Raw genomic sequence first — 17,059 nt, 5'->3', positions numbered from 1 at the left:
CGAGAGCGTGATAAGCGAACCCTCACACCGATGCGCGAGCGCGCATTCTGCGGGCGGATTTCGATCGGCCGAAAGAGTTTTGCGCTGAAAACGGGAGCTCGAGGCCGTTTCGGGATCGCCGTTTCCGGCGACCCTGAGCGAAACCTCGCTTCCCGCGAACGGCTCCGCCCGAAGGCGCGGGCGAGCCGGGAGCCGCCGTCACTTGCCGCGCCTTGTCTCGATAGAGGATGCTAAATGAGCCAATCCGCTTTCTTCACTGCCTCGCTCGCCGATTCGGATCCTGATCTCGCCAAGGCCATCGGCCTCGAGCTCGGCCGTCAGCGCGACGAGATCGAGCTCATCGCCTCCGAGAACATCGTGTCCAAGGCGGTTCTGGAAGCGCAGGGCTCCGTCCTCACCAACAAATATGCCGAAGGCTATCCGGGCAAGCGCTATTACGGCGGCTGCCAGTTCGTCGACATCGCCGAGAATCTGGCGATCGAGCGCGCCAAGCAGCTGTTCGGCTGCGGATTCGCCAATGTGCAGCCGAATTCCGGCAGCCAGGCCAATCAGTCGGTCTTCCTCGCTCTGGCGACGCCGGGCGACACGTTCATGGGCCTCGATCTCGCCGCGGGCGGCCATCTGACCCATGGCTCGCCGGTCAATCTCTCCGGCAAATGGTTCAAGCCAGTTCCCTATACGGTGCGCAAAGACGATCAGCGCATCGACATGGAGCAGGTCGCCGCGCTCGCCGCCGAGCACAAGCCGAAGATCATCATCGCGGGCGGCTCCGGCTATTCGCGCATTTGGGACTTCGAGGCCTTCCGCAAGATCGCGGATAGCGTCGGCGCCTATTTCATGGTCGATATGGCGCATTTTGCCGGTCTGGTGGCGGCGGGCCTGCATCCGTCGCCCTTCCCGCACGCCCATATCGTCACCACCACCACGCATAAGACGCTGCGCGGCCCGCGCGGCGGCATGGTGCTGACCAATGACGAGGACATCGCCAAGAAGATCAATTCGGCGGTCTTCCCGGGCCTGCAGGGCGGCCCGCTGATGCATGTCATCGCCGGCAAGGCGGCCGCCTTCGGCGAGGCGCTGAAGCCCGAGTTCAAGGCCTATCAGCAGCAGGTCAAGGACAACGCCCAGACGCTGGCCCAGACGCTGGTCGACGCCGGCCTCGCCATCGTCTCCGGCGGCACCGACAATCATCTGATGCTGGTCGATCTGCGTCCGAAGAAGCTGACCGGCAAAGCCGCGGAAGCCGCGCTCGGCCGCTCGCACATCACCTGCAACAAGAACGGCATCCCCTTCGATCCGGAGAAGCCCTTCGTCACCTCTGGCATCCGTCTCGGCTCGCCGGCCGCCACTTCGCGCGGCTTCGGCACGGCGGAGTTCAAGCTCGTCGGCGGCTATATCGTCGAGGTGCTGGACGGCCTCGCCGCCAAGGGCGAGGCGGATAACGCCGCGACCGAAGCCGCGGTGAAGGAGAAGGTCCACGCGCTGACGGCGAAGTTCCCGATCTATTGATCGGGTTATCGCAGGGCGCCTTCCGTCCCTTCTCCCCGCTCGCGGGGAGAAGGTGAGGATGAGGGGCCGGGGGCTTTTCCCGCTGGGGAACTACGCCCCGAGTCCCTCTTCCCACGACGGGGAGAGGGAGCAGCATCGGCGGTAAGGTGAGTCCATGCGCTGTCCCTATTGCGGCTCGCCCGACACGCAGGTGAAAGACTCCCGGCCGGCCGAGGATTCCTCCTCGATCCGGCGTCGGCGCGTCTGTCCCGGCTGCGGCGGCCGTTTCACCACTTTCGAGCGCGTGCAGCTGCGCGAGCTGATCGTGGTGAAGAAATCGGGCCGCCGCGTGCCTTTCGATCGCGACAAGCTGATGCGCTCGCTGGAAATCGCGCTGCGCAAGCGGCCCATCGATCCCGAGCGCGTCGAGCGCATGGTCAATGGCGTCGTGCGCCAGCTCGAGAGCTCCGGCGATACGGAGATCGAGAGCACGCAGATCGGCGAATTGGTGATTCAGGGCCTCAAAACGCTCGATGACGTGGCCTATGTGCGTTTCGCCTCCGTTTATCGCGATTTTCGCGAGGTCGGCGATTTCCATGCGCTGATCGACGAATTGTCGCATAGCGAGGGCGAGCAGCGCGCGGATACGGTGGTGGACCCCGAAACCGCGCCGGGCGGGAGATGACCGCGACGAAGCCGCAATCCGAGTCTCAGACCATCATAGACGACGCCTTCATGGCGGCGGCGCTGGCGATCGGCCGGCGCAATCTCGGCCGCACCGGGCCTAATCCCGCCGTTGGCGCGATCATCGTCAAGGACGGCGTCGTCATCGCCCGCGGCTATACGGCGCTGGGCGGGCGCCCGCACGCCGAGGCGGTCGCCGTGGCCGCCGCCGGCGAGGCGGCGCGCGGGGCGACGCTCTACGCCACGCTGGAGCCGTGCTCCCATCACGGCGCGACACCGCCTTGCGTGGACACGATCATCGCCGCTGGAATCGCCCGCGTCGTCTCCGCGCTCGAGGACCCGGACGATCGCGTCGCCGGCCGCGGCCACGCCCGGCTGCGCGAGGCCGGCGTGGAGGTGACGACCGGCGTGCGCGCCGCGCAGGCCCGCGCCGATCATCTCGGCCATATATTGCGGGTGACGCAGGGCCGGCCCATGGTCACTCTCAAGCTCGCCCAGACGGCGGACGGCTACGCCGCCGGGGCCGAGCACGACCCGCGTCTCTTCATCACTGGCGCGCTCGCCGATAGCGTCACCCATATCGAGCGCGCGCTGCACAGCGCGATCATGATCGGCTATGGCACCGCCTCGGTCGATGATCCGCTGCTCACCGTGCGCCTTCCCGGCCTCGAGGCTTTCAAGCCGCTGCGCGTGGTGCTGGACGCGCGGCTGCGCCTGTCGCGCAGCTCCCGCCTCGCCGCCACAGCGCGCGAGACGCCGACTCTCGTCATCGTCGGGGAGGGCGTCGCCGAGGCCGAGGCGCAGGATTTCGCCGCCGCCACCGGAATCGAGGTCACACGCGCCGGCGTGGACGCCGCCGGCCGTCTCGCTCTGCGCGAGGCGCTGGGCGAGCTGGCGCGGCGCGGCATCACGCGCGTCTTCAGCGAGGGCGGCCCGCGCGTCGCCGAGAGCCTGCTCGTCGCCGCGCTTGCCGATGATGTCGTCCTTCATACCGGGCTGAGGCCGCTGGGCCGTCAGGGCCGGCTCGCGCTCACCGCGACGGCGCGCGCCATTCTCGAGGATGAGAGCCGCTATCGTCTCGCCGATACGTCCATGCTCGGCGTCGATCGCATGACACGCTACGAGAGGATCGGCTGAAATGTTCACGGGCCTCGTCACCGACGTCGGCGAAATTCTCTTCGTGGAGACGCGCGGCGAATTGCGCCGCATCGCCATCGCCTGCGCCTATCCGCTGGAGAGCATCGCCCTCGGGGCCTCCATCGCCTGCTCCGGCCCTTGCCTGACGGCGGTGGGCCTGCGCCGCGAGGGCGCCCGCACCGTGTTCGAGGTGGACGCCGCCGCCGAGACTTTGGCGCGCACCACGGCCGACGAATGGGTCGTCGGCCGCCGCATAAATCTCGAGCGCTCGCTGAAGATCGGCGACGAGCTCGGCGGCCATATCGTCACCGGCCATGTGGACGGGGTGGCGACGATCGTCTCGCGAGATGATTTCGACGGCATGTCGCGCTTCTCTATCGAGGCGCCGCATGACTACGCCCGCTTCATCGCCGAGAAAGGCTCTGTGGCGCTGGACGGAACCTCGCTCACCGTGAATGCGGTGGAGGGCGACCGATTCTCCGTTCTCATCATCCCGCACACGCTCGCGGTGACGACATGGGGCGGCTACAGGGCAGGGGACCGCCTCAACCTCGAGGTCGATCTGATGGCGAGATACGCCGCCCGGCTGACGGAAGCGGGGAAGTAGGGTCATCGCTCGGCTCGCGACGACGGCGTTTTCGTCGTCTTGCAAAACGCCGTCCTGGCTGGGCTTGTCCATCCTGAGACATCGCAGGCTATTGAGGCGATTGGTGTTGTCTTTTCGTGTCGGACAGACCGTCGAGCGGCGCTCTAACCTGGATGATGCTGTGGATCCGTAATTTTCAAAGGTTCGTGAAATTGCTGAATTTAAAGTATGAGGATTCCTCTCCGACGAGACGCTCGAACTCATCAGTGAATTTCTTCAAATCTTCATAATAGAGAAAATAGCTGCAACGACCCCCAAAACCTAGTCCTTTTTTCCAATATTCAGGGTGTGGTGTAAACGCTCTGACATTCATAACCAAAAGTCCGGATGTCTTTAATTGAGACACAGAAATATAGAAGTTCTCGTTAACGATATTATCGCCAGCGTCATCAAGATATCCTCCAGATATAAATGGCTCTCCGATCAATGGAAAATCGCGAAGCGCAGACACAAAAATTTTGAGCTCCGCGACGCTGAAAAATGCCGCTCCGCGCGCACAAAAACCTTCACCGAACGCTCGTATTGCCAACTCGACAGAGTCGTCGGCTCTCTCTTTAGCGGACAAAGAGATGTGCTGCGCTCCCGTCTCAGACGAACTCGAGATAGACATTCAGTCCTCCTCGTCGGTCGAAAAATAATTGATTACGAGCCGATAGCGATCGGCGCAAATATGTGTCCGCCGACATTCGCGAGCTGTAGGCTTTCCCCGAAAAAATGTGTATCCATCGCCGCTTCGTTTCATAGAGCGTCGCGCGCCCCCTCCCCAACCCTCCCCCGCTTCGCGGGAGAGGGAGCAGGTTGCGCACTTCATAGAGAGTTCGCGGGACGCTCGCCGCATCCCTCTCCCGCATGGCGGGGAGGGTGAGGGAGGGGTGCGCCCCTCCGCCCATGGAGTCGTGAATGGCAGGGTCTTACCGCGCCGATGACGATGATCTCGCGCCTGTCGAAGGCGCGCGCATTCTCGTCGTCGAATCGCATTTCAACGAAGATATCGTCGAGCTTCTGCACGAGGGCGCCGTCCATGCGCTGGAAGAGCTCGGCTGTGACGTCACCACCATCACCGTTCCCGGCGCGCTCGAGCTGGCGGCCGGCGCGGCCATCGCGCTGGACGCGGCGGAGGCCGCCGGCGCGCCATATGAGGGCGTGGTGGCGCTCGGCTGCGTCATTCGCGGCGACACCTATCATTTCGAGATCGTCGCCAATGAGAGCGCGCGCGCTCTCACCGATCTCTCGGTCTCGCGGCGCCTGCCGCTCGGCAATGGCGTCTTGACCGTGGACAATGAGGAGCAGGCCGTGGTGCGCGCCGATCCCAAGCAGGGCGGGGCCGACAAGGGCGGCGACGCGGCGCTGGCGGCGCTCGCTCTGGTGCGCTTGAAGCGCAAGCTCGGGGGCCGCTCGTGAGCGTCGAGGAGAGATCGGCGGCGCGGCTCGCCATCGTGCAGGCGCTCTACCAGATGGAGGTCGCCGGCAAGGGACTGAACGAGATCTATGCCGAATTCGAGTCGCATTGGATCGGCCGCGAGATCGAGGGCGTCCAATATAAGCCGGCCGAGCTGCAGTTCTTCCGCGATATCGTGAAAGGCGTGCTCGACAATCAGGAGACCATCGACCGCGCGCTCGATGGCGCTCTGCAGGGCGGCTGGCCGCTGCAGCGCATAGAGTCGGTGATGCGCGCGATTTTGCGCGCCGGCGGCTATGAGCTGGGGTTTCGGCGCGACATACCTGTCAAAGTGGTCATCAAGGAATATGTGGACGTCGCCGGCGCCTTCTTCGGCGCGACCGAATCCGGCATGATCAACGCCGTGCTGGATCGCTTGGCGCGACAGGCGCGGCCGGAGCATTTCGCCGAGAAGTGAGGCGTGCGATCCAAAACCCCGCGCCCTCATCCTGAGGCGCTTTTTGCGGAACGCAAAAAGCCTCGAAGGATGCTCCAGAAGGCGCGGCGGCCCATCCTTCGAGACGGCCCCTCCGGGGGCCTCCTCAGGATGAGGGGATTGGTTCGTCTAGGATGATGCGAACGGAAAGGCTCTTCCGAGAGAGACCGCATGACAGAGCGCCGCTTCAGCGAGGACGAGCTGATCGCCGAAATCTTCGCTCCGCTTGCGGGGGAGGGCGCCTTCGGCCTGCGCGACGACGCCGCTCTGCTGCCGCTGCGTGGGGCGCAGGAGATCGTCGTCACCACTGATGCGCTGGTCGCCGGCGTGCATTTCTTCCCCGACGATCCGCCCGGCCTCGTCGCCAAGAAGGCCTTGCGCGTAAACCTCTCCGATCTCGCGGCCAAGGCGGCGGAGCCTCTCGGCTTTCTGCTCACTCTGGCGCTGCCGCCCGATTGGACCAATGATTGGGCGCGCAGCTTCGCCGCCGGCCTCGCCGAGGATGCGCGCGCCTTCGCCTGTCCGCTGCTCGGCGGCGACACGACAGCGACGCCCGGACCTCTGACCATCTCCATCACCGCCTTCGGCCGCGCGCCGCGCTTCGTCTCGCGTGCGGGCGCGCGGCCGGGGGATCGCATTTTCGTTTCCGGAACCATAGGCGACGCGGCTCTCGGCCTCGGCGTCGCGCGCGGCGAGGCTTTCGCCTCGCGGCTGGGGCATGGGGCGCGGGCGACGTTGCTCGAGCGCTATCGTCTGCCGCAGCCGCGCCTGCCGCTGATTGCGGCGCTGCGGGACCATGCGGGCGCCGCGATGGACGTTTCTGATGGTCTCGTTGGCGATCTCGCCAAGCTGCTTCGTGCGAGCGGGGCGAGCGCGCAGGTGGAGGTCGCCAAGGTTCCGCTCTCGGCTGCCGCGCGCGAGGCGATCGCGCTCGAGCCGGAGCTGCTCTCTCGCGCGGTCACGGGCGGGGACGATTACGAGATCCTCTGCTGCGCCTCCGCCGACGCCGCCAGCGCACTGGCGCTCGCGGCGGGGGAGGCGGGGGTCGCTCTCGTCGAGATCGGCGTCGTCACAGCCGGCGCCGAGCCGCCACAATTCTACAATTCATCTGGAACTATTTTAAAATTCAGTCGTCTATCCTTCAGTCACTTCTAACCGCGCGGCGGCGCGCGACCTTTGCCGCCATTGCCGAAAACCGGCGTTTCTGGCATGACTGGCGCGCTATTCCCCGGCGCCGCAGCCGTACGATTCGACTGTGGTCGGAATATCGTTGTCGCCGGGACGAAAACTGCCGCAAGCGCGGGCCACGAGAACAAATCAGCGCGCGCGGCCGAGGAACGGAGAGGGCGCAATCGTCATGGTATTGTTTCTCAGCATCGTCTTCGGACTATTGTCTGTCGCCTATGGCGTCAAGACTTGGCAAGAACTCGAGAAGGCGGACGCCGGCTCTGCGCGCATGCAGGAAATATCCGGCGCCGTCGCGGAGGGCGCGCAGGCCTATCTGAAACGCCAATATACGACGATCGGCTATGTCGGCGGCGTCATCTTCGTGCTGCTCGTCATTCTGCTCGGCTGGGCGGTGGCCTTCGGCTTCCTCATCGGCGCGCTGCTCTCGGGCGCGGCCGGCTTCATCGGCATGAATGTCTCCGTGCGCGCCAATGTCCGCACCGCGCAGGCGGCGACCATCTCGCTCGCCGGCGGCCTCGACATCGCCTTCAAGGCGGGCGCGATCACCGGCCTTCTGGTCGCCGGCCTCGCCCTGCTCGGCGTCGCGATCTATTACTTCATCCTCACCATCTTCGCGGGCTATGCGCCTTCCGACCGCACCGTCGTGGATGCGCTGGTCGCGCTCGGCTTCGGCGGCTCGCTGATCTCCATCTTCGCGCGTCTGGGCGGCGGCATCTTCACCAAGGGCGCCGATGTCGGCGCCGATCTTGTCGGCAAGGTCGAGGTCGGCATTCCGGAGGATGATCCGCGCAATCCCGCCACCATCGCCGACAATGTCGGCGACAATGTCGGCGATTGCGCCGGCATGGCGGCCGATCTCTTCGAGACCTATGTCGTAACCATTGTCGCGACCATGGTGCTGGCGTCGATCTTCTTCGCCGGACAGGCGGGACTCTATTCGGCCATGGTCTATCCGCTGGCGATCGGCGGCCTTTCCATCGTCACCTCCATCGCCGGCACCTATTTCGTGAAGCTCGGCGCCGATGATTCCGAGCTCGGCAAGATCGCCAGCCCGCTGTTCGAGAAGATCGGCGTGCCGGACACGATCATGGGCGCTCTCTACAAGGGCCTCATCGCCGCCGGCGTGCTGTCGATCGGCGGCCTCTTCCTCGCCACCACCTTCACGGTCGGCTGGGGCGAGATCGGCAAGGCCAATGGCGAGGCGATCCATGGCTATGGCCTGTTCTTCGCCGGCCTCATCGGCCTGCTGGTGACGGGCCTCATCGTCTACATCACCGAATATTACACCGGCACGGGCAAGCGTCCCGTGGTGTCGATCGCCCAGGCCTCGGTGACGGGCCATGGCACGAATGTCATTCAGGGCCTCGCCGTCTCGCTGGAAGCGACGGCGGCGCCGGCGATCGTCATCGCGCTCGGCATCATCTTCGCCTTCCAGGCCGGCGGCCTCTATGGCGTCGCCATTGCGGTGACGACCATGCTCGGCCTCGCCGGCATCATCGTCGCGCTCGACGCCTTCGGCCCCGTCACCGATAATGCCGGCGGCATTGCGGAGATGGCCGGCCTGCCCAAGGAAGTGCGCCACAATACCGACGCGCTGGACGCCGTCGGCAACACCACCAAAGCCGTCACCAAGGGCTACGCCATCGGCTCCGCCGGTCTCGGCGCGCTGGTGCTGTTCGCCGCCTATTCCAATGATCTGCGGCACTTCACCGAGAGCGGCGTCCCCTACTTCAAGGATATCGGCAAGGTCGATTTCGATCTCGCCAATCCTTATGTCGTCGCCGGCCTCATCCTCGGCGGCCTCATCCCCTATCTCTTCGGCGGCATCGCCATGACGGCGGTCGGCCGCGCGGCGGGCTCCGTGGTGGAAGAGGTGCGCCGGCAGTTCAAGGAGAAGCCCGGCATCATGGACGGCACGCAGCGGCCCGATTATGGCCGCGCGGTCGATCTGCTGACGCAGGCGGCGATCAAGGAGATGATCATCCCCTCGCTGCTGCCGGTGCTGGCGCCGATCGTCGTCTATTTCGGCGTGACGCTCATCTCCGGCTCCAAGGCCAATGGCTTTGCGGCGCTGGGCGCGGCGCTGCTCGGCGTCATCGTCAACGGCCTCTTCGTCGCCGTGTCGATGACCTCCGGCGGCGGCGCCTGGGACAACGCCAAGAAGAGCTTCGAAGACGGCTTTGTCGATAAGGACGGCGTCACCCATTACAAGGGCGGCGACGCGCACAAAGCCTCGGTGACCGGCGACACGGTCGGCGACCCCTATAAGGATACCGCCGGCCCGGCCGTGAATCCGGCGATCAAGATCACCAACATTGTGGCGCTGCTGCTGCTGGCGATTTTGGCGCGGTGAGGCGAGGCGAATAGCGAGTAGCGAATAGAGGCGGGGGAGACCCCGCCTTTTTTCATGTCGGCTTCGGTTCTTGATTTATCTTGATGCTTCTTGATAGTGGCCGGTATTTGCTTTCGAGGGAGAGCGCGATGGCCGTCGTTCGGGAGAAATTCGCCACGCAGTTGGATCGCGACATGTTGGCGGCGATCCGAAAAATCGCCAAGGAAGAGGGGCGTCAGCTTCAGTCGATCGTGGAGGAGGCTCTCGGCGCCTATGTTGAAAAACATGACAATGCGCGACCGCGGGCGCATGTCATGTCCGCCTATGAGTCCAGTCTCGAGCGTTTCGGATCGCTCTATGAGACGCTGTCCATTCTCGATGGCATGGAGTGAGTGATGACGATCAAGCTCTACGGCTATGGTCTTTTAAATGGAAAAAATTTAATAGAGCTACGAGAGGTCACAATATGTGTCGATCAACCCAAAGCTCTCGCCCTGAGAGATTTCTTTGCTCGATGTGCAGAGCAAATGCAATTGAACCCTAAGTGGGAGCATGAACATTTCCAGGGTGACGAATCAGCAGACATCATCGTTTTCAACCGCAGCAAATTGATATAAAAGTAATCCATTGGAGCAGCTCGAGGCGGCGCTGTTCCGGCCGCAGTCAGGATATTATTCGGACTTGATCGCTCAGGCGGCGGCGCTGTGGGAAAGCTTATCGCAAAATCATGCCTTCGTGGACGGCAATAAACGCACCGCTTTTGCCGTCATGTTCACGTTCCTGGCGATAAATGGCGTTCGACTGACCGCTGACGCCGATGACACATGGGCCTTTCTATCTCGTCTCTACGAAGCCGGCTCTTTTCGTTTCGATGCGCTCGACCAATGGCTAAGGCAGAACACGGCTCCTTGATCGTGGGTCAACTCTCGTCAGGGCGCCAACCTCACCTTCGCGTCGGCCCCACGCCCTCATTCCGAGCAACCCATTGTCGAAATTGCCCGAAATCCATCTCTGGCGAGGAGGAGTCTCGCGTCTCCCTGCGGGCTGTCGTTACGCGCGATGTGATCTGGATGGCCTCTAGCAACTCGTCGACGGCGTCGGCGATGGAGCGATCGGCTTCCGATGGCGAAGTCTCCAGCCGAATGGAGATCGAACCACAATCGTCGCTCGCCAGCGCCACGACAATGTCGTGGCTCCTGCGTCCGTCTTCCTGTAAAGCTTCGAAGTGGCGTCGCCATCCGACAAAATTCGAGAAGCGCACCGAATGCGCCTTGCCTATCGGTCTCGCGCGCGCGTAGGAGGTCAAGAACCAAGGAATAAAGGCAGGGTCGACGATGTCTCGCGATACGGATTGGTCATCCAAACGCTTTTTGATCCCCGTCAACCAGACGTGCGCGCGAATGACCGCTCCCGCCTCGCAATGCGCGCATTCGATCACCGCCGTCGTATGATAGCCGAAAGGCTGCAATTCCCAGCGAGAGTTGGCGCTCGACATTGTATAGGCGATCTCGTTTCCGTCGCCATTTCGAACGACGGTGAAAGGATAGCCTCGCCAAACGAGTTCGCATCCGAACTCTTCGGCTCGGACCTCTCGGACAAAAATCGAGACGATAAAAATCATGATGAACGCGCGAAGCATCGTCATGCTCCAATTTTTCTGTAAATGAGACGCGGCTACCTCACCCCACCCTATCCCCGAACAAAAACTCCATCGCCCGATCCAGCCGAATATGCGGCAAGGGCAAAGGCTCCTTGTCGCGGCCGAGGGAGGCGATCGGCGGGCGGAACTTCAAAAAGCGGAAATCGGCGTCCTCCTCGGCCAGCGCCAGAGCGTCGCCGCGGAAGACATGGCGCGGATCGGCCGGCAATTCGCCGGGGAAGATCGCGCCCTCCGCCACGCCGTCGAATACGTCGTCGCCGATGCGCTCGCCCTCGATCGGCGTGCCGACGATGGCCGCGAGCGATTCGCCGTCATGCTTGACGATGGCCTCACGCGTCGCGCGCACGGCGGCGAGCGCGATCACGTCTATGGTCGCGCCGACGCCCTCGGCCCGCTCGATCGCGCGCGAGGTGAGATGCCGCAGCACGGCCTCGAGCCGATCATGGCTCGTATGGTGGAGATGATCGGCCTTGGTGGCCGCGAAGAGGATGCGGTCGATCTTCGGGCGGAAGATCGTCGAGAGCAGATTGGAGCGGCCGGTGCGAAAGGCGGTCAGCACATCGGCGAGCGCGGTCTCCAGATCGCGCACGGCGGCGGGGCCGGAGTTCAGCGCCGCGAGCGCGTCCACCAGCACGATCTGCCGATCGAGCCGGGCGAAATGATCGCGGAAGAAGGGCCGCACCACATGGGTCTTATAGGCCTCGTAGCGGCGCTCCATCATCGCCGCGAGGCTCCCGGACGGAGGCGCCGAGCCTTCCTCCACCGGCAGCGGCGCGAAGGTCAGCGCCGGCGAGCCCTCGAGCTCGCCCGGCATCAGAAAGCGCCCCGGCGGCAAGGTGGAGAGGGCGAAGCGCTCCGTCTTGGCGGCGCGCAGATAATTGGTGAATAGCGCCGCGAGCTTGCGCGCCACATCCTCGGAGGCGGGCTCCTGCGGCTCGACGCCCGCCGTCGCGCCGCGCCAATCGGCGGCGATGGTCGCGCGCGCCGCGGCCGAGGCGGCCTCCAGCGTCTCGCGCGACCATTGCGCATAGGATTTTTCCAGGAGCGGCAGGTCGAGCAGCCATTCGCCGGGATAATCGACGATGTCTATGTCCAGCCGCGCCGGACCGGGCCGGAAGCTCGACAGCAGCCCGGCGGATTTGCGGTCATATTCCAGCGTGACGCGCAGCTCGGAGATGCGCCGAGTCGATTGCGGCCAATGGCGATCGGCGCCGGTCAGCGCGGAAAGATGCTCCTCATAGGAGAAGCGCGGCACGGCGTCGTCCGGCTGCGGATCGAGATGGGCGCTGCGCAAGCGATTCTCGGCGGCGACGCGGAAGACGGGAAGCTGATTCTTGCGGCCATGCGCGGCGACAGCGCGCGTTAGATGATGCACCAGCGAGGTGATGAACACCGTCTTGCCGGAGCGCGACAGGCCGGTGACACCGAGCCGCAAGCGCCCGCCCGCCAGAAAATCCTTGAGGCTGGCGGCGGCGACGGTGGTGTCGAAGAGAAGATCGGAAATCTGCGACAAGGTGGCGGCTTCGGCTGGATGGGAGAGGACAGCCTCATCTAGCTCCTGGCCGAGACTTTGGGTAGTCGATCGAAGCGCAGTTCCTCGGACTCGTCGTCGACTTCGGCCCGATATCCGCCCTTCCTCGGGCTTCGCGCCTCCGCCCTATCAGGCCGGGGGCTCGTCGATAGGGATCGGCCTCCCAATGGATCGCATCAGGCGCGCAAGCTCAGAATTAGCGAAAGAATGACTTTTCGTGATGCAAAGAGGCTTTTCAGACATGGCCAGCTCATCGATCGCCGGCACGAAAACCTGTATCGTTTCGCCCTTGAAGTAACTCGACGCCTCGAGTCCGATCACGCCATCTTCTATGACGACCACATAGTGACATCCATCGTCAGGCGTGTTGTGCGAACGAAATTTATCTCCGAACTCGGCATCCAAATAGGGGCGTAAATCTTTTTCTTGCTCCTTCCGGTTGAGAGCAAGTGTCGTCAGCAGCTCCGCTTTCTGCTCTTCGGAGCGCGTTTCGAGAACGGACTGCCAATGGCACAGCGTTTTATTCCAATCGAATTCCTTTCCTTTGCAAGACGAGATCAGCAACTCCTGTTCGGAACTCCCGTCTCGGGGCGTAAACCAGACGGTGCGCTCGTACATGAAATGCACGCGCACCCTTGCCTCGATCTTCTGAACCCATTCGAGCCAGCCGACCATATCGGGCCTCACATCAATGAACAAAGGTGACCGAATGCAACAATGCGTCCGCACCCCTCAGTCCGGCTCGTCGGCGACGCCGCCGCGCAGATCGCCAGGCGTCACGAAACGCTCGAGATGGCCGGCGCCTTCGCCGACCATCGCCCAATCCTCGGCGTCGAAATCCAGCACAGCCAGCGCCGCGGTCGGATATTTGGAGCGCATGCGGGTGAGCGCCTCCGGCTCGCCATCGGAGGCGAGGGCCGAGGCGAGCTCGGCAAAGCCGGGATTATGCCCGATGGCGAGCAGAGTGGATATTTCTGCCGGCGTCTGACGCACGGCGTCCAGCAGCCGATCGGGCGTCGCGAGATAGAATTCGTCGTCCAGCCGGCGCTCGACCTCCTTGGGGAAGGCCTCGAGCGTCAGATCCAGCGTCCGCTTGGCCCGACGCGCGTCGGAGGCGACGGCGAGATCAGGCGCCAGCCCGGCCTCGGCCAGATAGCGGCCGACGGAGCGGGCGTCCTCCTCGCCGCGCTTCGTCAGCGGGCGCTGGCGGTCGCCCCCCGCGGAATGGGCGTCGGCTTTGGCGTGGCGCAGCAGGATGAGACGTCGCATCATTCTTTCGGCCCGATCGCTAGACGGCGGCCCGGAGCGGAAGCGCCCCGAGCGACATTTTTTCGTAAAAGGCGCCCGCAGGCGCGCCGGAGCCTGTCCGGCCGGAAATCACTCTTTGCCGATCATAGCGAAAGTTTCGCGACGCGGCGCGCCCATATGCGTGGCGCCGCCCGCCGGTCCCGCGAGCGAAATGCCGCGCTGATCCGCTCGCGCGCGAGGTTTTCGAAGCGCCTCGGTTGCGCTATAGCAATTTCCCCAATGGCGGCCAGCCGCCGTTCCGCGCGCCCGAGGACGGAAATCTCTTGCGCGCGGCGGACTTTGTCGATTGGCGGCGCTCGCGCCGTGGGAACTGGGGGAAGGGAACGCATGATCCGCGAATTCCAATATCGTGGCGAAACTTTCAGGGTCAACGCGCATGGCGTCGCCGGGCACGAGGAGGTGTTCATCATGCACCTCGTCGAGGGCGAGGAAGAGGGCGAGATCTCCATCGATCGCATGACCGAGGAGAACGACACCAGCGCGCCGATCGACGCCATCTGCGTGATGCTGTGTGACAAGCTCATCATCGAGAACAGCATCGCCGTCGCCGATCCGGACGGAGCCTTCGCCTGGGTCGAGATGAAGACGCTGCGCGACGTGCTGCCCACCCGCGACGACTGGGCCGCGCACTGAGACGGCGCCGGCCCGCCGCGAGCGTGGGCCGGCGGCGAGTATTCTTTGTCGAGAGGCCGCTTTGTGCGGCTTCTCGACGAAAAGCGGCGCCGGAGCGCGCCACGGATTTTTACGCATGAGCTCCGACCCCGCCGCGCCCGCGGCCGAACGGATCGATTTTACGCATTTTTCGGCCGTCGATATTCGCATCGGCACGATCGTCGCCGCCCATGTCTTTCCCGAGGCGCGCAAGCCCGCCTATAAGCTCGAGATCGATTTCGGCCCTGGCCTCGGCGTGAAGCGCTCCAGCGCGCAGATCACGGTGCATTACGATGTTTCGACGCTGGTCGGGCGTCAGGTGGCGGCGGTGGTGAATTTCCCGCCGCGGCAGATCGGCAAATTCATGTCCGAGGTGCTGGTGCTGGGCTTTCCCGACGAAAATGGCGATGTGGTGCTGGTCGCGCCGGAGCGGGCGGCGCCGAATGGGGCGCGGTTGTATTGAGGATCTACTTAATTAAACTAAAATAATGATGCTAAGTCGAAGTAAAATCAGTTTATGTTAAAATCTACAGAGTCCTCAATGGCGCTTTTGACGCACGTTCTTGAAAGTCGAAAGCCATCAACAATTGTTGACTTCTGTTCAATTATGATAGTATGCCCATCTGATCGAAAGGTCCCAAGGACTCGTATAGCTTTCTCATTCAGGTATCTAACATCCAGCACGCGTGTTTTTTGGCGATCAAAAACAATAATTGTGCTTCTGTCTGGTCGTTCTATACTATAATAGTTATTTGTGTTAATAGAAAATGAGTTTTTTATTATAGAAACAATTTTTCTCCCATCAGCGCTTTCTATATCAAGATCAATATAAATGTTTCCATTTTCATTCATATTGAAAATTGCAACTGATTTCCCATTTATTCTTGCGATTGAATGCGGGAATTTGCTAGCGATGGATGCGCTGCTGCCGTATAGGAGCACAACAGAATTTTCTGTTATATTTCCGCAGGGGTTTTCCGGGATATCATCTTGGGCTGGAATTAGATATCCGCTATTTATTTCCTTTTTCGCTTCTGATTCTACAAATTTTTTTGTTAAAATTTCAAATATTTTCAACTTGCATTCTCTGACCTCGCGTAGCGTGGTTGGAAGTTCAGATTGAATCACATTCTCATAGCTGGTTGTGCTAAAATTTCCTTTTGCAGAAAATCCCAAATTGGCCAGCTTTTTTGCTAGGCCATCTAATTCTGCCTTTATTTCAGCATTGGCATTAGCGCTGATTGACTGCCCTGACGTGGTTACTATGCCACATATCCGATCAGCGGTATTTGTAATTTCGCTCATTGCAAGCTTGTTGTCGTCTGTATGAGCAGTTACGCAAGTCGAGATGAGGATCATTGCCCAGCACAAAATAAATATTAATTGCATCGCTATTCTGCTCTCCAGAACGATGACCTAATTTTCTTGGGTACGATTAACATAGAAATTCATCGTCAACAAGGTGCTGTGCTAACTGCGCTCTTGGCCTTCAGAGGCGACAGATCACGTCTGCCCCGGCCGCAGCCGATAGAAGATATGATTGCCGATCTTATCCATCTTCTTCACCGCCTTGGCCCTGCGTGGCTTCGCATAATTTGCATGGTAATGCATCGAGCGGCCGACGCTCGCGCATTGCCTGGCGCGCCCCTCTATCGGCTGATGGGGATCAAGCTCCGTAGGCGATCGCTCCTCAAATAGAGAGCGCCCCAGAGCGCTATGCCCACATAGACGCCGAACAGCGTGTGGCTGAAAAGCGGGCTGCCGATACGCATATGTGTCGCGACGGCGCCGCCGAGATATGCCGTGAGCAATATGGCCCCGAGAATGGATGTTCTCGGCATCGCGTACAACGCTGTGCTTATCAGCAAGACGAGCCCGAGCGGGACGACGGTCGCCGTCGGCCAGCCGAGCTGCGCCGTCGTTTCCAACACGACGGGAAGCTGCGCGAGCTTCATGGCCACGTCCATCATCATGAACAGGCTCACGAGTCCGGTGACGCCATAGCCGGTCCATCGCATCCAGTTTCGAGTCGCGGCCGCGTCCGATCGTGTCATATGCGCGTTCCTTGGTTCGAGGCTCGCAGAGTCGTTGCTTTCGATATGCGCCGCTATTCGGGGAGCGATGGTCTCCCGCCCTTGAGCACAGCGTAAATTGCCATGGCGTGGCCGTGACCGAGCCCGAAATCCTCTTTGAGCCACTTGACGATCTCGCCGGCCTTGACGCCTTTCTCGAGCGTTCCTCGTCGCGTGAAGCCCTTCTCCTCGGCGAGCGTCCTGAAGTCGTCGGCGTCCTTGCCCGTCTTCGCTTTGATGTTGTCGAGATAGGCTTGGAACGTCATGGTCGATCTCTTGGAGATACACATATTGAATATAGTGATATATATCTAAAATGGCGGCGAGTGGCAAGCGGCGATATGCATCAGCGCTTCGGAGCCGATCCGCCGAGGCGACGAAGACGCGCGTTCTCGACGCTGCGAAGGAGCTGTTCACGAATCAGGGCATAGACGGGGTGACGATCGCCCGGATCGCCGAAACAGCGGGCGTCGCCGCGGCGACCGTTT

22 protein-coding genes and 1 pseudogene are annotated in these 17,059 nt (G+C 62.4%); 14 read left to right on the top strand and 9 right to left on the bottom strand.

The genetic code is table 11. The features are described from left to right. The first annotated feature begins 234 nt into the window (after positions 1-234). The 4 genes from glyA (at position 235) to A1351_RS10635 (ending at position 3,916) form a co-directional block, all read left to right on the top strand. Positions 235-1,509, top strand: a complete 1,275-nt coding sequence (gene glyA, locus A1351_RS10650; protein ID WP_024879390.1) for a serine hydroxymethyltransferase — start codon at positions 235-237, stop codon at positions 1,507-1,509. Between the two features lie 154 nt (positions 1,510-1,663). After that, a complete protein-coding gene (gene nrdR / locus A1351_RS10645) occupies positions 1,664-2,173 on the top strand; it encodes a transcriptional regulator NrdR (RefSeq protein ID WP_024879391.1) in 510 nt (169 codons plus the stop codon). Beyond that, on the top strand, positions 2,170-3,309 hold the full coding sequence (ribD, locus tag A1351_RS10640) for a bifunctional diaminohydroxyphosphoribosylaminopyrimidine deaminase/5-amino-6-(5-phosphoribosylamino)uracil reductase RibD (RefSeq protein WP_024879392.1): 1,140 nt from the start codon (positions 2,170-2,172) through the stop codon (positions 3,307-3,309). The genes nrdR and ribD overlap by 4 nt, the downstream gene beginning before the upstream one ends. A 1-nt stretch (position 3,310) precedes the next feature. Then, on the top strand, positions 3,311-3,916 hold the full coding sequence (locus tag A1351_RS10635) for a riboflavin synthase (protein ID WP_064032950.1): 606 nt from the start codon (positions 3,311-3,313) through the stop codon (positions 3,914-3,916). A gap of 175 nt (positions 3,917-4,091) precedes the next feature. On the opposite strand, the gene A1351_RS24690 is transcribed toward A1351_RS10635, so the two are convergent. Next, positions 4,092-4,565, bottom strand: coding sequence for a hypothetical protein (locus A1351_RS24690; protein WP_157096250.1), 474 nt, complete (start codon positions 4,563-4,565; stop codon positions 4,092-4,094). A 290-nt stretch (positions 4,566-4,855) separates the two neighbouring features. Here A1351_RS24690 and ribH point away from each other — a divergent pair, with 290 nt between their 5' ends. The 7 genes from ribH to A1351_RS10605 all read left to right on the top strand — a co-directional run bounded on the left by ribH (position 4,856) and on the right by A1351_RS10605 (position 10,261). Continuing rightward, positions 4,856-5,356, top strand: a complete 501-nt coding sequence (gene ribH / locus A1351_RS10630) for a 6,7-dimethyl-8-ribityllumazine synthase (protein WP_064032949.1) — start codon at positions 4,856-4,858, stop codon at positions 5,354-5,356. Then, a complete protein-coding gene (nusB, locus tag A1351_RS10625; RefSeq protein WP_024879395.1) occupies positions 5,353-5,811 on the top strand; it encodes a transcription antitermination factor NusB in 459 nt (152 codons plus the stop codon). The genes ribH and nusB overlap by 4 nt, the downstream gene beginning before the upstream one ends. 189 nt (positions 5,812-6,000) lie before the next feature. Beyond that, positions 6,001-6,984 carry a thiamine-phosphate kinase gene (gene thiL / locus A1351_RS10620; RefSeq protein WP_064032948.1) on the top strand — a complete coding sequence of 328 codons (984 nt, stop codon included), beginning with the start codon at positions 6,001-6,003 and terminating at the stop codon, positions 6,982-6,984. Positions 6,985-7,186: 202 nt separating this feature from the next. After that, positions 7,187-9,370 carry a sodium-translocating pyrophosphatase gene (locus A1351_RS10615; protein ID WP_064032947.1) on the top strand — a complete coding sequence of 728 codons (2,184 nt, stop codon included), beginning with the start codon at positions 7,187-7,189 and terminating at the stop codon, positions 9,368-9,370. A gap of 128 nt (positions 9,371-9,498) precedes the next feature. Next, complete coding sequence (locus A1351_RS10610) at positions 9,499-9,741, top strand: hypothetical protein (RefSeq protein ID WP_064032946.1); 243 nt, start codon at positions 9,499-9,501, stop codon at positions 9,739-9,741. A gap of 3 nt (positions 9,742-9,744) precedes the next feature. Further along, positions 9,745-9,966 carry a hypothetical protein gene (locus A1351_RS24685; RefSeq protein ID WP_157096249.1) on the top strand — a complete coding sequence of 74 codons (222 nt, stop codon included), beginning with the start codon at positions 9,745-9,747 and terminating at the stop codon, positions 9,964-9,966. Positions 9,967-9,976: 10 nt separating this feature from the next. Next, positions 9,977-10,261, top strand: coding sequence for a type II toxin-antitoxin system death-on-curing family toxin (locus A1351_RS10605; protein WP_064032945.1), 285 nt, complete (start codon positions 9,977-9,979; stop codon positions 10,259-10,261). A gap of 31 nt (positions 10,262-10,292) precedes the next feature. On the opposite strand, the gene A1351_RS10600 is transcribed toward A1351_RS10605, so the two are convergent. From A1351_RS10600 to A1351_RS10585, 4 genes are all read right to left on the bottom strand, one after another. After that, complete coding sequence (locus A1351_RS10600) at positions 10,293-10,787, bottom strand: hypothetical protein (RefSeq protein ID WP_157096248.1); 495 nt, start codon at positions 10,785-10,787, stop codon at positions 10,293-10,295. A gap of 241 nt (positions 10,788-11,028) precedes the next feature. Next, positions 11,029-12,522, bottom strand: coding sequence for a YcjX family protein (locus A1351_RS10595; RefSeq protein ID WP_026598130.1), 1,494 nt, complete (start codon positions 12,520-12,522; stop codon positions 11,029-11,031). 147 nt (positions 12,523-12,669) lie between these two features. After that, on the bottom strand, positions 12,670-13,215 hold the full coding sequence (locus tag A1351_RS10590) for a hypothetical protein (protein ID WP_026598131.1): 546 nt from the start codon (positions 13,213-13,215) through the stop codon (positions 12,670-12,672). A 57-nt stretch (positions 13,216-13,272) separates the two neighbouring features. Further along, on the bottom strand, positions 13,273-13,812 hold the full coding sequence (locus tag A1351_RS10585) for a histidine phosphatase family protein (RefSeq protein WP_348630681.1): 540 nt from the start codon (positions 13,810-13,812) through the stop codon (positions 13,273-13,275). A 363-nt stretch (positions 13,813-14,175) separates the two neighbouring features. Between A1351_RS10585 and A1351_RS10575 the strand changes: the two genes are divergently transcribed. Further along, positions 14,176-14,481 (top strand): hypothetical protein, encoded by a 306-nt coding sequence (locus A1351_RS10575; protein WP_064032942.1) that lies wholly within the window; start codon positions 14,176-14,178, stop codon positions 14,479-14,481. A gap of 115 nt (positions 14,482-14,596) precedes the next feature. Next, a complete protein-coding gene (locus A1351_RS10570) occupies positions 14,597-14,962 on the top strand; it encodes a tRNA-binding protein (protein ID WP_064032957.1) in 366 nt (121 codons plus the stop codon). A gap of 47 nt (positions 14,963-15,009) precedes the next feature. On the opposite strand, the gene A1351_RS24680 is transcribed toward A1351_RS10570, so the two are convergent. The 4 genes and pseudogenes from A1351_RS24680 to A1351_RS10560 all read right to left on the bottom strand — a co-directional run bounded on the left by A1351_RS24680 (position 15,010) and on the right by A1351_RS10560 (position 16,837). Beyond that, positions 15,010-15,804, bottom strand: coding sequence for a hypothetical protein (locus A1351_RS24680; RefSeq protein ID WP_157096247.1), 795 nt, complete (start codon positions 15,802-15,804; stop codon positions 15,010-15,012). Positions 15,805-16,002: 198 nt separating this feature from the next. Further along, positions 16,003-16,128 (bottom strand): annotated as a pseudogene (locus A1351_RS24675) (cell wall hydrolase); the annotation flags it as partial. Between the two features lie 20 nt (positions 16,129-16,148). Then, positions 16,149-16,553 (bottom strand): DoxX family protein, encoded by a 405-nt coding sequence (locus A1351_RS10565; protein WP_064032941.1) that lies wholly within the window; start codon positions 16,551-16,553, stop codon positions 16,149-16,151. A gap of 53 nt (positions 16,554-16,606) precedes the next feature. Further along, positions 16,607-16,837 (bottom strand): DUF4287 domain-containing protein, encoded by a 231-nt coding sequence (locus A1351_RS10560; RefSeq protein ID WP_064032940.1) that lies wholly within the window; start codon positions 16,835-16,837, stop codon positions 16,607-16,609. Positions 16,838-16,887: 50 nt separating this feature from the next. Here A1351_RS10560 and A1351_RS23920 point away from each other — a divergent pair. After that, a partial coding sequence (locus tag A1351_RS23920; protein WP_157096246.1) for a TetR family transcriptional regulator occupies positions 16,888-17,059 on the top strand: 172 nt, incomplete at its 3' end.

It is taken from the genome of Methylosinus sp. R-45379 (genome assembly GCF_001644125.1).
Taxonomy (GTDB): Bacteria; Pseudomonadota; Alphaproteobacteria; order Rhizobiales; family Beijerinckiaceae; genus Methylosinus.
Note: the sequence above shows the minus strand (reverse complement) of the source record. Positions and strands in the feature narration are given on the sequence as shown.

What these genes read in the sequence shown, in the direction of transcription:
- glyA (WP_024879390.1), top strand. Translation starts at nt 235, where the DNA reads ATGAGCCAATCCGCTTTCTTCACTGCCTCGCTCGCCGATTCGGATCCT.
- nrdR (WP_024879391.1), top strand. Translation starts at nt 1,664, where the DNA reads ATGCGCTGTCCCTATTGCGGCTCGCCCGACACGCAGGTGAAAGACTCC.
- ribD (WP_024879392.1), top strand. Translation starts at nt 2,170, where the DNA reads ATGACCGCGACGAAGCCGCAATCCGAGTCTCAGACCATCATAGACGAC.
- A1351_RS10635 (WP_064032950.1), top strand. Translation starts at nt 3,311, where the DNA reads ATGTTCACGGGCCTCGTCACCGACGTCGGCGAAATTCTCTTCGTGGAG.
- A1351_RS24690 (WP_157096250.1), bottom strand. Translation starts at nt 4,565, where the DNA reads ATGTCTATCTCGAGTTCGTCTGAGACGGGAGCGCAGCACATCTCTTTG.
- ribH (WP_064032949.1), top strand. Translation starts at nt 4,856, where the DNA reads ATGGCAGGGTCTTACCGCGCCGATGACGATGATCTCGCGCCTGTCGAA.
- thiL (WP_064032948.1), top strand. Translation starts at nt 6,001, where the DNA reads ATGACAGAGCGCCGCTTCAGCGAGGACGAGCTGATCGCCGAAATCTTC.
- A1351_RS10615 (WP_064032947.1), top strand. Translation starts at nt 7,187, where the DNA reads ATGGTATTGTTTCTCAGCATCGTCTTCGGACTATTGTCTGTCGCCTAT.
- A1351_RS10610 (WP_064032946.1), top strand. Translation starts at nt 9,499, where the DNA reads ATGGCCGTCGTTCGGGAGAAATTCGCCACGCAGTTGGATCGCGACATG.
- A1351_RS24685 (WP_157096249.1), top strand. Translation starts at nt 9,745, where the DNA reads ATGACGATCAAGCTCTACGGCTATGGTCTTTTAAATGGAAAAAATTTA.
- A1351_RS10590 (WP_026598131.1), bottom strand. Translation starts at nt 13,215, where the DNA reads ATGGTCGGCTGGCTCGAATGGGTTCAGAAGATCGAGGCAAGGGTGCGC.
- A1351_RS10585 (WP_348630681.1), bottom strand. Translation starts at nt 13,812, where the DNA reads ATGATGCGACGTCTCATCCTGCTGCGCCACGCCAAAGCCGACGCCCAT.
- A1351_RS10575 (WP_064032942.1), top strand. Translation starts at nt 14,176, where the DNA reads ATGATCCGCGAATTCCAATATCGTGGCGAAACTTTCAGGGTCAACGCG.
- A1351_RS10570 (WP_064032957.1), top strand. Translation starts at nt 14,597, where the DNA reads ATGAGCTCCGACCCCGCCGCGCCCGCGGCCGAACGGATCGATTTTACG.
- A1351_RS24680 (WP_157096247.1), bottom strand. Translation starts at nt 15,804, where the DNA reads ATGAGCGAAATTACAAATACCGCTGATCGGATATGTGGCATAGTAACC.
- A1351_RS10565 (WP_064032941.1), bottom strand. Translation starts at nt 16,553, where the DNA reads ATGACACGATCGGACGCGGCCGCGACTCGAAACTGGATGCGATGGACC.
- A1351_RS10560 (WP_064032940.1), bottom strand. Translation starts at nt 16,837, where the DNA reads ATGACGTTCCAAGCCTATCTCGACAACATCAAAGCGAAGACGGGCAAG.